Annotated in this window: 13 protein-coding genes; 4 read left to right on the top strand and 9 right to left on the bottom strand. The window is 73.0% G+C overall.

Annotated features, from left to right (window positions below; translation table 11 throughout):
* Nucleotides 1-92 precede the first annotated feature (92 nt).
* Together FF36_RS17240 and FF36_RS17235 are read right to left on the bottom strand one after the other, a co-directional pair.
* Nucleotides 93-491: a PPOX class F420-dependent oxidoreductase gene (locus FF36_RS17240; protein ID WP_011605381.1), complete on the bottom strand. Its 399-nt coding sequence runs from the start codon at nucleotides 489-491 to the stop codon at nucleotides 93-95.
* Between the two features lie 479 nt (nucleotides 492-970).
* Nucleotides 971-1,717 (bottom strand): glucose 1-dehydrogenase, encoded by a 747-nt coding sequence (locus FF36_RS17235; protein WP_044886124.1) that lies wholly within the window; start codon nucleotides 1,715-1,717, stop codon nucleotides 971-973.
* A 161-nt stretch (nucleotides 1,718-1,878) separates the two neighbouring features.
* On the opposite strand from FF36_RS17235, the gene FF36_RS17230 reads away from it, so the two are divergent.
* Nucleotides 1,879-2,517 (top strand): acyl-CoA-like ligand-binding transcription factor, encoded by a 639-nt coding sequence (locus FF36_RS17230; RefSeq protein WP_052681186.1) that lies wholly within the window; start codon nucleotides 1,879-1,881, stop codon nucleotides 2,515-2,517.
* A gap of 139 nt (nucleotides 2,518-2,656) precedes the next feature.
* Here FF36_RS17230 and FF36_RS17225 read toward each other — a convergent pair whose 3' ends face one another.
* From FF36_RS17225 to FF36_RS17195, 7 genes are all read right to left on the bottom strand, one after another.
* Nucleotides 2,657-3,430 carry a creatininase family protein gene (locus tag FF36_RS17225; RefSeq protein ID WP_044886123.1) on the bottom strand — a complete coding sequence of 258 codons (774 nt, stop codon included), beginning with the start codon at nucleotides 3,428-3,430 and terminating at the stop codon, nucleotides 2,657-2,659.
* On the bottom strand, nucleotides 3,427-4,629 hold the full coding sequence (locus tag FF36_RS17220; protein WP_242422579.1) for an LLM class flavin-dependent oxidoreductase: 1,203 nt from the start codon (nucleotides 4,627-4,629) through the stop codon (nucleotides 3,427-3,429). The genes FF36_RS17225 and FF36_RS17220 overlap by 4 nt, the downstream gene beginning before the upstream one ends.
* A 105-nt stretch (nucleotides 4,630-4,734) precedes the next feature.
* Nucleotides 4,735-5,295, bottom strand: a complete 561-nt coding sequence (locus FF36_RS17215) for a helix-turn-helix domain-containing protein (RefSeq protein ID WP_044886121.1) — start codon at nucleotides 5,293-5,295, stop codon at nucleotides 4,735-4,737.
* Entirely contained in the window at nucleotides 5,292-6,533 is a 1,242-nt protein-coding gene (locus tag FF36_RS17210; RefSeq protein ID WP_044886120.1) for an amidase family protein, read from the bottom strand. The genes FF36_RS17215 and FF36_RS17210 overlap by 4 nt, the downstream gene beginning before the upstream one ends.
* On the bottom strand, nucleotides 6,530-7,882 hold the full coding sequence (locus tag FF36_RS17205) for an AtzH-like domain-containing protein (protein WP_044886119.1): 1,353 nt from the start codon (nucleotides 7,880-7,882) through the stop codon (nucleotides 6,530-6,532). The genes FF36_RS17210 and FF36_RS17205 overlap by 4 nt, the downstream gene beginning before the upstream one ends.
* Nucleotides 7,879-8,313 carry a cupin domain-containing protein gene (locus FF36_RS17200; protein ID WP_052681196.1) on the bottom strand — a complete coding sequence of 145 codons (435 nt, stop codon included), beginning with the start codon at nucleotides 8,311-8,313 and terminating at the stop codon, nucleotides 7,879-7,881. The genes FF36_RS17205 and FF36_RS17200 overlap by 4 nt, the downstream gene beginning before the upstream one ends.
* Nucleotides 8,314-8,317: 4 nt before the next feature.
* Nucleotides 8,318-9,160: a cysteine hydrolase family protein gene (locus tag FF36_RS17195; protein ID WP_044886118.1), complete on the bottom strand. Its 843-nt coding sequence runs from the start codon at nucleotides 9,158-9,160 to the stop codon at nucleotides 8,318-8,320.
* 184 nt (nucleotides 9,161-9,344) lie between these two features.
* Between FF36_RS17195 and FF36_RS17190 the strand changes: the two genes are divergently transcribed.
* The 3 genes from FF36_RS17190 to FF36_RS17180 all read left to right on the top strand — a co-directional run bounded on the left by FF36_RS17190 (nucleotide 9,345) and on the right by FF36_RS17180 (nucleotide 12,588).
* Complete coding sequence (locus FF36_RS17190) at nucleotides 9,345-10,550, top strand: acetamidase/formamidase family protein (RefSeq protein ID WP_044886117.1); 1,206 nt, start codon at nucleotides 9,345-9,347, stop codon at nucleotides 10,548-10,550.
* A gap of 70 nt (nucleotides 10,551-10,620) precedes the next feature.
* Nucleotides 10,621-11,475: a helix-turn-helix domain-containing protein gene (locus FF36_RS40900; protein WP_095212238.1), complete on the top strand. Its 855-nt coding sequence runs from the start codon at nucleotides 10,621-10,623 to the stop codon at nucleotides 11,473-11,475.
* 27 nt (nucleotides 11,476-11,502) lie between these two features.
* Nucleotides 11,503-12,588: an LLM class flavin-dependent oxidoreductase gene (locus tag FF36_RS17180; protein WP_044886116.1), complete on the top strand. Its 1,086-nt coding sequence runs from the start codon at nucleotides 11,503-11,505 to the stop codon at nucleotides 12,586-12,588.
* Nucleotides 12,589-13,065: the final 477 nt, after the last annotated feature.

Below are 13,065 nucleotides of genomic sequence, written 5' to 3'. Positions count from 1 at the left end.
GGACGGGTGGCGAAGGTCATGCATCAACGCTAGAGCCGACACGGCCCGAATGTCGAACGTATGTTCGGATCCGTGACCGGCTGGCCGCGGGATCAGCCGAAGGTGTTGACCTTCGTCGGGGTCACGGCGATGCTGTAGCGGTGCTCACCGGGCGGGGTGAGCTTGCGGATGTCGTCGGCCGTGCGGCCACGGCTCTCGGCGATCTTCGCGGCCCAGGTGTAGTCGTCGTCGAGGATGACCTCGGCGGTGCCGCGAACCTCCACCGTGCGGTAGACGTTGGTGATGTCCAGCAGGAACAGCGAGCACTGCGGCGTGCGCTGCAGGTTCTTCAGCTTCTGCTTGTCCGAGCTGACGGAGATGCGGAAGACGCCGTCGTCGAGCAGGTAGCCCACGGCCGTGGTCTGCGGGGCACCGTCGGGGCCGAGGGTGGTGAGGATCGCGACCTCGGCGTTCTGCGCGAGGTCGCGGTGGGTCTCTGGGATGAGGGTCACCGGAAAATCGTACGCACACCGCGCTTCAGTCCAGGCCTGGATGCACCGCGCGCTATGCCTGCCCGTTGGGGTTCCTGAACGCGAAAGTGCCCTCCGAGCTGGGAGGATGGGAGTTCTCTATGCTTCCGTCCACCGGATCGAGAGGGCACTTCGCAGGTGCGCTTGTTGCATGCGGCCTCGGGGACACACGCGCGGTTCGACAACGCTGATGCGTCGGCGCCTGAACAAGCTGATCACCACACATCTGCGCATCTGCGCATCTGCAGTACACCTTCGGACGCTGGCAAGCGAGATGGGAGCTGGTGCGTTGCGCGGAGTCACAGCATGACGCGCCCTCCCGAACGGCTGATCAGACCGCCCGAGCGAGCCCGGCGACGGCAGCGGGCCCCATCGCGGCCAGTGTCGCTGCGGCGGGACCAGCGCGACCAGCGCCGCTGCGACATGGCCGGCGAGATGGAGGAAGCCCGGCCGGGCCCGACCTACTGGGCGGTGAGCCCGCCGTCGACGATCTGCTCGGTGGCGGTGACGTACGACGACTCGTCGGACGCGAGGAACAGCACGACCTGGGATACCTCGTCGGGCTCGGCCATCCGTGCAAGGGGCACCAGGGCGGCGATGCCGCCACCCTGCTCGTCGGTGGCCGCAGCCATCATCGGCGTCTTGATGTAGCCGGGGTGCACCGAGTTGACGCGGATGTTGTCCTTCCCGTACTGCGCGGCGACGTGCTTCGTCATCCCTCGGGAAGCGAACTTGCTGCCGACGTAGGCGAGGTTCGGCGCGCCGACGATCGAGACGATACCCGCGATCGAGGAGACGTTGATGATCGAACCGCCTCCGGCCTTCTGCATCGCGGGGATGACCGACTTCATCCCGTAGAACTGGGAGTGCTGGTTGATCGCGCAGACCTTCAGGTACGCGTCCTCGTCGAGATCCACCGTGGAGACGATGGGCCCGAGGACGCCCGCGTTGTTCACCAGGACGGTGGGCGGGCCGAAGGTCGCCTCGGTCTCGTCGACGACGCGGCGCCAGTCGGCGAGGGACGCCACGTCGTGGACGACGAAGTGGGCGTTCTCTCCGAGCTCGACGGCGATCTGCTTCCCGCGCTCCTCGTTCAGGTCGGTCAGGACCACCTTGGCGCCCTCGGCCACGAACCGGCGCGCGTGCGCCTCGCCCATGCCCTGTGCAGCACCGGTCACGATCGCGATCTTGCCGTTCAGTCTGCTCATGTGCCCCTCTTCCTCCTCGTTGACCTGGGGGTCCGAGATCGGAAAGTCAGCGTCGAGCTCAGACCGAGCAATATGGTACTCGATACCGAAATTGGTGTGACCGCCGATGCACGGTCGTTTCGCCCTCCCGCGCGGCTGCGGACGACGGGTAGACTTGGCGGATGGCCGGCGCGAGCAACGGCTCACGCGGTGCCGGGCGGCCACGGGTCACGTCTCCCGAGGCCGTCGAGCAGGTGGCCATCCAGCTCCTGCTCCGCGAGGGCTACGCCAACGTCTCGGTCGACCAGATCGCGGCCGCGGCGGGCGTCGGCCGGACGACGTTCTTCCGCTACTTCCCCTCGAAGGCGGCCGTCGTGTGGAGCGCGTTCGACCACACCAACCGCCGCCTCGCCGAGCTGCTGGCCCGAGCCGACGGAGCCTGCCCGCCCATGACGGCTGTGCGAGAGGCGGTCGTGGGTTCCACACGCGACGCCGTGGACACGCGCGGTGTGTGGCTGGAGCGCTTCCAGCTTCTGGACACCTCAAGCGCCCTACGTGCCAGCGCCGCCGAGCACTGGGAGACGTGGCGGGCAACCGTGGCTGCGTTCATCGCGCAGCGAATCGGCGCGGCGTCCCAGGATGTCGTGCCGGCCGCGATCGCCGGTGCCATCCAGGGCGCATACATCGCCGAGCTACGAGGCTGGCTGCTCCTGACAACCACGACCGACGACCTGCTGGAGCGCTTGCGGCGCAGCCTGACCACGGTCGGCGACGCCCTCGAGGCGCTGACGGCACCCCCGCCCATTCCGTCGGCCGGCTGACCGAGGTGCTGACCTGAAAAACCTGGAGCACCGTCAACCGAGCCATCCTGGCCCGCGCTTCAGAGAACCGGGATGAAAAAGGATCAATGATGTGCAGGAGTGGGCATCCCCCGTCTTCAGCAGCAGGCGGGGGAGGACGTCAACGCGTCGATCGCGGGTCGAACCGGGCGATCTCGGCGAGCGACTGGCCCGCCGCGACCACCATCGCCTCGTAGAGTCGTGTGCCGCGCTCCGCGGTGGCCCCGGTCGGGTCGCCGATGGTTCCGTCGGTGCCGAAGTCGTCACTGAGCCACCCGAACGAGACCGCACCGCCGAAACGGACCCGATCGAACGAGGCGAGCTGCTCGGGGACGCTGCGCACCCCCAGATCGAGGCGGACCAGGTCGGGACGCAGATGCAGCAGCAGCGAGGTCTCGTCGATGCCGGCGTGGATGCCCATGCCGAGCTCGGCGGCCGGCGAGGTGCCGCCATGGTCCGCCGGCAGGGACGGGTGCATGACGAACGTGCGCAGCCCGTGCGCAAGACGGATGTCGCGGCTGGCGACCTGCAGCAGCGCGCTGTTGCCGCCGTGGCCGTTGAGGAACACCAGCCGACGCACCGGGGTGGTCGCGAGGCAGCGGGCCAGATCGTCGAGGACCGCGAGCAGCGTCGTCGCCGACAGCCACATCGTGCCCGGCGACCAAGCGTGCTCGTTGGACTTCGTGTAGGCCAGCGCCGGCAGCAGCCACAGGTCACAGGCGTCACCGAAGGCGTCGACGGCGTCCCGGGCGAGCGTCTCGGCGACCACCAGGTCGGTCGACAGCGGCAGGTGGGGGCCGTGCTGCTCGATCGACCCGACGGGCAGCACGGCGACCGCGTCCGGCGAGAGCCCGGCGGCCTCGGGGGCCCGCAGGTCGGCGAAGTACCGGGTCATCCTGGCTCCTCAGCGGTCACGGTCACGGTCCCGGCCGCGGCCGGCAGCAGGGGCACCACGTCGCGGACGAAGCGCTCCATCTGCTCGCGGGCCCGGTCGTAGGGGTCCCCGGGCATGGCCGGGAAGATCACCAGATCGGTGAGGCCAAGCAGGTCGTCGAGGGCGGCGATGTGCGCGGCGACGTCGTCGGCGGTGCCGACCGCCCACGGCCCCTGCGCCATCGAGTCCTCCAGAGTGGGGATGAACGAGCCGTCGGCGGGCCGCCCGTCCGGGCCCACGTAGCCCCGCCCCCAGCCGTAGGGGGCCAGGAAGCGCCAGAACTCGTCGTGGCCCGCGCGGACGGTGGCCATCGCCTGCGCGCGGGTGTCGCCGACGGCGACGTTGAGCACGAGCATCCGGCGTTCTCCGCGTTCCAGCGGGCGGCCGTGGACCTGCTCGAAGGTCTCGGCGAACGCCCGCCAGTCGGCGGCGAGCCGGTGGCGTTCGCGCAGCCAGAAGACGCCGCCGAAGCCGCGGGTCGGCGCGGCGCGCAGCGTCGGCGGGCTGGTCACCGCCTGCCAGGTCTGGAACGGATAGCGCGGACGGGGGACCAGGGTGAGCTCGCGGACCTCACCGCCGCGGTCCGGGATCCCCGGCGGCGGCAAACAGAAGTGCCGGCCCGAGTAGCTGAACCGCTCGTGGGTGAACGCGGCGTGCAGGACGTCGAGGCTCTCCTCGGTGATCTCCCGGTTGAGCCGGTCGGCCGCCGCCGCCGACGGGTTGTCGTAGGAGCCGACGGACACCGTGCCCGCCGTCAGCGGCAGCATCTCGCGGGGCACGGTCCCGCGACCGACACCGAGGATGCCGCGCCCGCCGCTGAGGTTGTGCAGCAGCGCGAAGTCCTCGGCGAGGCGCAGCGGATGCCACTGGCCGACCACGTTGAACATCGTCCCGATCCGAATCCGGCCGGTGCGGGCGGCGAGGAAGGCGGAGAACATCAGCCCGTTCGGCACGACCTCGTAGCCCTCGTGCTGGAAGTGGTGCTCGGTCAGCCAGAAGCTGTCGTAGCCCAGCCGGTCGGCCAGCTCACCGCAGACCAGCAGCTCCCGGTGGGCGTGCTCGATCGCCGCCTGGTCGTAGCGGCGCTCGGTGGGCTCGGTGCCGCCGATCCCGGCGTCGGCCATCTCGACGCCACCGAAGAGGAACACGCCGATCCGCACGCTGCCTCCGAATGTTGACGGGATCAACATCGTCGCGCGGGTGCGTGACGGGACCGTCAGAGCCGAATGTCGGCGGCGCTAAACCTGACCCCGCAGGTGGGACGGTCAGGCGTTCTGCTGGACGACGACGAGGCGCACCTGCTCGCCGTCCAGGCCGCGCCAGCGGTGGCGCACTCCCCCGGCGTAGTAGACGCTCTCGCCCGCGGCCACGGTGTGCAGCACGCCGTCGACGTCGACCTCGATGCAACCGGAGACGACGTAGACGAACTCCTCGCCGTCGTGCTGGAAGTAGTCGTGGAACGACGCCGGGGCGCCGGTGTACTCCGAGGGCAGCATCGCCCGGGCGCCGCGCACGAGGCTGCGCACCGACCCGCCGGGCGAGTCGACGGAGACGGTGTCGTGGCGCACCACGCTGACCGGTTCGACGAGGGGGACGCTCGCCTCCGCCGCGGCCATCAGGGCCTGAGCGCTGGTCCCGAGCGCGGAGGCGATCGCCGTCAGCGACCGCATGCTCGGCCGGGCCAGCCCCCGCTCGAGCTGACTGAGGAAGGGATGGCTCAGTCCCGCCCGGCCTGCCACGTCGACGAGGGTGAGGCCGAGGGCATGCCGCTGCGCGCGAACCGCCCCGCCGAGCCGGACGCCGACATCCTCGGCGAAGGCGGTCACGACGCGGCCGTGCCGGCAGCGGCCACCGCCGCGTCGAGCAGCGCCCGGTCCGCACCGGGCGGGCCGACCAGGGCCAGTCCGACCGGAGCTGGTCCGACCGGGCGGCGCGGCGACCCGGCCGCTGCGGGAAGGGGGTCGCCGCCCTGGGTCATCCGGTCCGGCACGACACAGCTTGGCAGGCCGTACGCACTAGCCATAACTGTCCAGCCTAGCGTCGCCATACGCCAGGCGTCCCGATCACCTGTGCCGCTGCGACGAAGGTGCCCCGGGCCTCCGGCGGCGGGCAGCGCGAGCCAGGCGTCCGTGCCGAGCCGGTCCAGCAGCCGCTCCCGCCCGGCGGCGATCTCCCGCCGGGCGTCGCGTTCCACGTCGGCGTCGACCTCGGCGCCGAACCGGAATCGCGCCTCGACGTCGGCGCCCAATGCACCTGGGTGAGCGGTGATCCAGGCCCCGTGCAGCCGCCACGCCTCCGCGGCCTGCACCGCGCGAAACGCCGCCAGCAGCCGCGGGACGTCATCGAGTTCGCGCAGCGGCCCGAGGTCGAGCTCCGCGCCCAGCGCGTCGGCGAGCGAACATACGGCCTCCTCCGGCGGGTGCACGGCGACGAGCAGGCGCGCCACCGACCCCGCGGTCCCGGCCGGGCCCGCCGACCCGGACGATCCCGCCGGCAGCAGAATCTCCCCGACCGCGCGCAGCAGGCCCGGATCGGCGGTGAGCCAGCCGACCGTGTCGAAGGACGGGGCGAGCCCCAGCACGCCGCCCACCGCCACTGCGCCGTGCGTCGGCCGCAGCCCGTACAGCCCGCAGACCGAGGCGGGTACCCGAATCGACCCGGCTGTGTCGGTGCCGAGACCGACGTCGGCCTGCCCGGCGGCGACCGCCGACGCGGGCCCGCTGCTCGACCCGCCGGTCACCCGGTCCGGCGCCGCCGGATTGGGCGGGGTGCCGTAGTGCACGTTCACGCCGGACAGGGAGAAGGCAAGCTCGTCGGTCTGCGCGATCCCGACGATCGCGGCGCCCGCGGCCCGCAGCGCCCGGACGGCCTGCGCGTCAGCCGGTTCCACCGGCGCCTCGGCGAGCCAACGGGGATTGCCCGCACCGATCCGGTACCCGCCGACGGCGAACAGGTCCTTCACGGCCACGCGCAGCCCGTCGAGCGGGCCGCTGCCGGTCGGCGCGAGCAGCGGGTCGCCGCGTTCCCGCCAGACGGCCGGCGCCCACCCGCCCGTCGAGTTCACCGGCCACCCGCCGGGGAGAGGTCGTCCGTGGGATTCGGGTCGCTCATCGGTGCGACGCAGGCGGCGATCACCCGCCAGCCGTCGTCGGTGCGGGCCCACACCTGGGTCTGGGTACTCAGGCCGACGATCCGGCCGTCAGCTCCCAGCCGCTCATTCGTCGACACGGTAATGATGGTCTCCCCGGGGCTGCGCATCGTGTGCAGCGCGCGCAGCCGCCGCGGGCCGGGGGTGGGCCGGGCGGCCCGGTAGGCGGCGAGCGCCGACGGCCCGACGAGGGGCCCGTCCCCGTCGACGCGCACCACGTCCGCACTGGCGGAGAAGGACTCCTGCTGGGTCGCCACGTCCCCGGCCAGCAGGGCCCGCTCGTACCGCGCGAAGGCGGCGCCGAGCTCGGGGTCGATGGCGGCCAGCTCCGCCGGTGCCCCATCAGTCTCCGACGTGGCCGCCGCCGTCTCGATGCCAAGGGGACGCAGAATGCTGAAGTCGGCGAAGTCGTGCCGCAGCGCCGGGCGGCGCAGCAGGTCGGTACCCGGCCGGCCGGGCGCCTCCCCGGCGGCGACCGCCTCGAACGCGTCGGCGGCTCGGCGCAGGAAGTCCGGGCCCACCCGGTACCGCAGGGTGTGCGCGGGATAGATCTCCCGCACCGAGCCGGCCAGCCGCGACGCGAGGCCGCGCAGGGTCGCGGCGAACACGTCGATCTCGGCGTCGGGCAGGTGCACCCAGAAGTCGCCGGTGACGAGGGTGTCGCCGGCGAACAGCAGACCGTCCCGCTCGTCGAACAGGCACAGCGAGTCCGGCGAATGGCCGGGGGTGTGCAGCACGGTCAGCTCCCGGCCGCCCAGGTCGAGGCGCTCGCCGTCGACCAGTGCGGCCGGCGCGGGCCCCGCGGGCACGGTCCAGGCGTCGGCGGACGGCGGCAGCGGTCGGGGCGTCGTGTCCTCGGTGAGCAGGTGGAAGAACCGCTCGTCGTCGGCGCGCAGCCGTTCGTAGGCGGCGTACTGCTCGCGGGCGACGGCGAGGTAGGCGGCCAGCCGCTCGGCGGGCACCGGTGTCCTCAGCGACGGCGCCGCCAGCGGGTGCGCCGCGACGTCGCGGAACAGCCAGTTGCCGCCGCGATGGTCGTCATGCCCGTGGGAGTTGACGGCGAGGATCGGCCGGCCGGTCAGGGACCGGGCCGCCGCGTGCACGTCGGCGAGGCCCAGCCCGGTGTCGACGAGCACCGCGCGCTCGTCGCCCTCGACCAGGAAGCAGTTGACGTGGCCGGGCTCGGCGACCAGCCAGGTCCGGGCCGCCACGGGCCGCAGCGCGAACCAGTCCGCCGCCATGGCCACCGCGTCGCCGCCGGTCATGGCGCGGCGGACGGCGCGGCGGCCAGGACGGCGCGGTCCTCGTCGTCGGTCCCGGCGAGGGGCCCGCGGCGCACCATCGCCGCGAACCCGTCGTCCGGGCTCATCAGGGTCAGCGCGTACAGCCGGCCCGGTCCCGTGTTGGTGATGTGGTGCACCGACGTGGGCGGGAGCACCAGCGTGCCGCCGGCGGCGACGGCGACCTCGGTGCCGTCGCAGACGGCCACCCCGCGCCCGCGCAGGAACACGAACAGCTCGGTGGACGCGGGATGGCTGTTGGGCGGCTGGGCTCCGCCGACGTCCCAGGACTCCAGGATGACGGTGACCGGCGAGGCCTCGGGGCCGGCGAGCACGCCGAGGCGCACGGTGTCCCCGGCGCTGATGTGGTGCATCTCCAGGGCGTCCGGGGTGATCAGGATCGGCGTCGTCGGCACGGCGTCACCCCTGCCCGGCGGGGTTGGCGGGGTCGGCGGGGTCGGCGACACCGGCCGCGGCCGCCGGATACCGCGCATCGGCGGTCCCGGCGAGGCCGTCGGTGAGCGCCGCGGAGGAGGCGACGAACCCGAAGCACTGGGCGACGTTGTAGACGGCGGCGTCGTGGCAGAACGGCGGTGACGTCGTCGCCGCGCAGTCCTCGAGCAGCACGACGTCGTAGCCGAGGCAGGCCGCGTCGGTGAGGGTCGCCAGCACGCACTGGTCGGAGTTCACCCCGGCGAACAGCAGCGTCGTCACCATGAGGTTGCGCAGCACGGCGTCCAGCGGCGTGTCGAAGAAGCCGCTCATCCGGTACTTGTCGACGCGCACGTCGCCGAGGGGCACCGGCAGCTCGTCGACGATCGCCGCCGACCAGCTTCCGGCCTGCAGCGTCGGGCTGCCGCCGGGGCGGGCCGGCGCGCCGATGCCGCCGCTGGCCCCGTCCGGGTTGTAGACGTGCAGCACGCCGGGCGGCAGGTTCGCCGCGTCCGGCCGGTTGCCCCAGTTCAGCCAGACGACGGCGACGCCGGCGGCGCGCAGCACCGGCAGGGCGCGGCGCAGCGGTGCGATGGGGCGGCGCGCCGGGGTGATGTCGACGCCGATCGAGGCGAGCCAGCCGTCGGGATGGCAGAAGTCGTTCTGCATGTCGACGACGACGACGGCGGTGCGGGCCAGATCGAGGGTGAGCCGCTGCGGGCGGGCGTCGACGGTGACCGGCAGCGGCGCGACCGGGGCGCGGCGCAGATCGACGTGTTCGGACGACACCGCCCACGAGTTCCGGGGGCCGCCCAGCCGGATGTTGACCACGTGAACATCCTGCGGCCGGTCGTTTGCCTCGGCATTACCGGCCAGTTGCGTCGTGGTGGCGCCCGGGGTGGACCACGCCTCGCCGTTCGCGGGACGGACGCGCTGGTCACACCGCAGGCGGCGGGCCGGTGACCGCGTGGCGCGGTAACGAGACCGACACCGGGGTGTGGCAGCGTGCCGGCCCGTGACCGTTCTGCACAGCGGGGTCGGGATTACCGCGGGCGAGACGTACCTGCCGGCCCGGCCGGACGAGGTCTGGTGGGGGCTGCTGCCGAACGCGGCGAGCCGACCGGTGCTGACCGTGCCGTCCGGGCAGGCCATCCGGATCGACACGATCAGCCACGAGGGTCTGCTCGCCGACCAGGGCGGCGACCCGCGGACCTTCTTCGGCGCCGCGGGCATCCCGGCCGACGCGCTGCTCGACGACGTGCTGGCGCTGGCGGGCAGCGGCCGGCGCCACCAGCCCGACGTCGCCGGCCCGCACGTCGTCACCGGCCCGGTGGCCGTGCGCGGGGCCCGACCGGGCGATGTCCTGGAGGTCGAGGTGCTCGACCTGGTCCGCCGGGCTCCCTACGGGGCGATCAGCAACCGGCACGGGCGGGGGGCGCTGCCCGGCGAGATGCCGATCGCGCCGCCGGGCCTGCCGGCCGGGGCCGCGGTGCCGCCGGTGTGCCTGGTCGCGCACACCCGGGGCGAGTCCGGGGTGCTGCCCGTGGGCGACGGCCGACAGATCCGTTTCCCGCTGCGTCCCTTCCTCGGAATCATGGGGGTGGCGGCCGCGACGACCGACCCGGTCCACTCGGTGCCACCCGGCCCGCACGGCGGCAACCTCGACATCCGCCACCTCGGCGTCGGCGCCCGTCTCTACCTGCCCGTCCAGGTCCCGGACGCGCTGTTCTACGCCGGGGATCCGCACTTCGCCCAGGGCGACGGGGAGGTGGCGCTCACCGCGTTCGAGGCGCCGCTGCGTGCCCTGCTGCGGCTGACCGTGCGCTCCGACGAGACGGTGCGCCGCACCGCCCGCGCCCTGAGCGCACCGTGGGCGCAGACCGACGCGCTGCACATCGTCGCCGGGCTCGACCCGGACCTCGGCGCGGCGATGCGCGCGGCCACCCGCAACGCCGTGGCATTCCTGGGCGAACGGTTCGCGCTGCCGCCGCACGTCGCCCTCGCCTACCTCAGCGCCGCCGGCGACTTCGCGGTGAGCCAGGTGGTCGACCAAGTCGTCGGCGTGCACTGCTGCATTCGTCGCGACGACCTGCGCGGGCTGGACGAAGCGAACGGGCTGGACGAAGCGAACGGGCTGGGCGGGCCGGACGGGCCGGACGGGCCGGACGGGCCGGACGGGCCGGACGGGCTGGGCGGACCGGACGGCGACATCGGCGGATGAGACGACGCCGCAACGGATACCCTCGGCTTCTGAGCGGTTCCGCGGGCGTCGGAGGGTGGTCCGGGTGGCGATGGCCGAGCAGGTCGAGGTCCCGTTGCTACGCGGGCTGATCGGGCGGGCGCTGCGGCGCCGCCGGCTGGCCCAGCAGCGCACCCTGCGCGACGTCGCCGCGGCGGCGCTGGTGTCGATGCCGTACCTGTCCGAGATCGAGCGGGGTCGCAAGGAGGCCTCCTCGGAGATCCTCGCGGCGATCTGCCGCGCGCTTGGCGTGCGCCTGACGGACCTGCTCGACGAGGTGCGCCTCGAACTCGCCCGCATCGAGCCCGAGATCGCCCCCGCCGTGCCGGCCGCGCCGGCGTCCGAGGTCGCCGGGCCGGTCACGGCCCACCTCGGCGTCCCGGCCCCGACGGGGCTGGCGCGACCGTTCGAGCCCCGTGCCGCCACCGGCGGCCCCCTCGAAATTCGCGGCTCCATGGCAGTTGGCGGCTCCATGGCAGTTGGCGGCCCTGTCGCGGTTGGCGGCCCCATGGCAGTCGGCAGCCCGATCGCAATGGGCGGCGCCATGGGGGTGAGCGGCCCCATCGCGATGGGCGGCCGGCCCGCGGTGGACGTCTCGGCGGCCTGGGACGGCGCCGGTGCGCTCCCGGTGCTCGACTCCCCGGCGCACCAGCACGGCGTGTCCCCGAACCTGGGGTTCTCGGCGGGGTTCGAGGCGGTCCTCGGCGCCGGCCGGATCGTGGTCCCAGCCGGCGCGCGGTTCGCCCGCCGATCCTTCCACCAGCCCGCCGCCGGAGAGATCCGCGCCTCCCGCCGCGGTCGCCCCGCGCCGGCCGGCCGGACCTGCCCTACCGCGAGCCCGCGGTACCCCGCCGGGCGGGCCGGGCGGACCACCCGGCGATCAGTCTCGGTCGCCTCCACACGCTGACCGTCGACCACTCCCCGGGGAGGCACCATGCGGTTCCTGGTCATCACCCTGATCGTCCATCGGCCGGACCCGGTCACCGGCGTCACGCCGTCGACCCGGGACCGGTTGCGCGAGGTCGTCGACAGCGCGGTGCTCGCCGAGGAGCTGGGTTTCGACGGGTTCGGCGTCGGTGAGCGGCACGAGCGGCCGTTCATCTCCTCCTCGCCGCCGGTCGTGCTCAGCCACCTCGCGGCGCGTACCTCGCGCATCCGGCTGTTCACCGCGGTGACGACCCTGAGCCTGCTGGACCCGGTGCGCGCCTACGAGGACTACGCCACCCTCGACAACCTCTCCGACGGCCGCCTCGAACTGATCATCGGCAAGGGCAACGGCACGGCGCAGCGGGAACTGTTCGACGTCACCCCCGAGGACCAGTGGGATCGCAACGCCGAGTCCTACGAGCTGTTCCGGCAGATCTGGCGGCAGGACACGATCACCGCGCAGCCGCGCTACCGGCCCGCGCTGCACGAGGCCGAGGTCTGGCCGCGCCCGTTCCAGCAGCCGATCCGGGTCTGGCACGGCAGCGCCACCAGCCGGGAATCGGTCGACCTCGCCGCCCGCTACGGCGATCCCCTGTTCTCCGCCAACGTCACCAACCCGATCGAACCCTACGCCGAACTGGTCCACTACTACCGGCAGCGCTGGGCAGAGTACGGCCACGACCCGGCGCTGGCCGCGGTCGGCGCCGGCACGGCCGGTTTCCACGTGGCCCCCCGCTCCCAGGACGCCGTCGCCGCCTACGCGCCGGTGTTCGCCGGGCAGCTCGCCTTCCAGCGTTCGATGGGGATGGAACCGGTCTTCCCGACGCTCGAGGACTTCATCGAACGCAGCTCCGCGCTGATCGGCAGCCCCCAGCAGATCGTCGACAAGGTGCACCGCTACCACGAGCAGTTCGGCCACAGTGTGCTGCACCTGCACGCCGAGGCCGGCGGCCTGCCCGCCGCCGAGCACCGGGCGAGCCTGGAACTGTTCCAGTCCGAGGTCGCCCCGGCGCTGCGCCGGAGCATCCCCGACCCGCCGTGGCCCTGGGCGCCGGTCCTGCCCGGGGCCGCCGAGGCTGCGGTCGCCGGCTGACCAGCCTCCCGCAGCAGGATCCCGGTCCGCTGTCGAACTCGAAGCGGACATCCGCAAGTGGATCAACGACTCGGCACACTAGTGCAGCGCCTCGGAAGTCCGCTTCCCGTCCAGCCTTTCGCGCTGCGTGACGTCGCCGTGTGGCTGCGAGGGTCGCTATGGGGGCGACGGCTCGCGGTTCGGGGCGGATGCGTGGGAGAGCCGCCACCGTGGTCCTTCTATACGGTTCAGCGTCCGATTTATCCATACAGAACAACCACGTGGCTCCGCTCCCACGCACACCTCTCGCGAGGCGGTTCCGGCGAACCATCCGGCGGCGAGACGAACGCCGTCTGACATCACAGGCCGTCACCGCACACCGGAAAGGGACCTATGAGCGGCTGCACTAGTAGACCGTCGCCACTAATGTTTGGGGTATAGGTGGCGGAGTTTGGTGCGGGCGTCGGCGGTGGTGAAGTGCCAGTGGACTTGGCGCTG

Source organism: Frankia torreyi, assembly GCF_000948395.1.
GTDB lineage: Bacteria > Actinomycetota > Actinomycetes > Frankiales > Frankiaceae > Frankia > Frankia torreyi.
The sequence above is the reverse complement of the archived record's forward strand: the minus strand, read 5'-3'. Positions and strand labels throughout refer to the sequence as shown.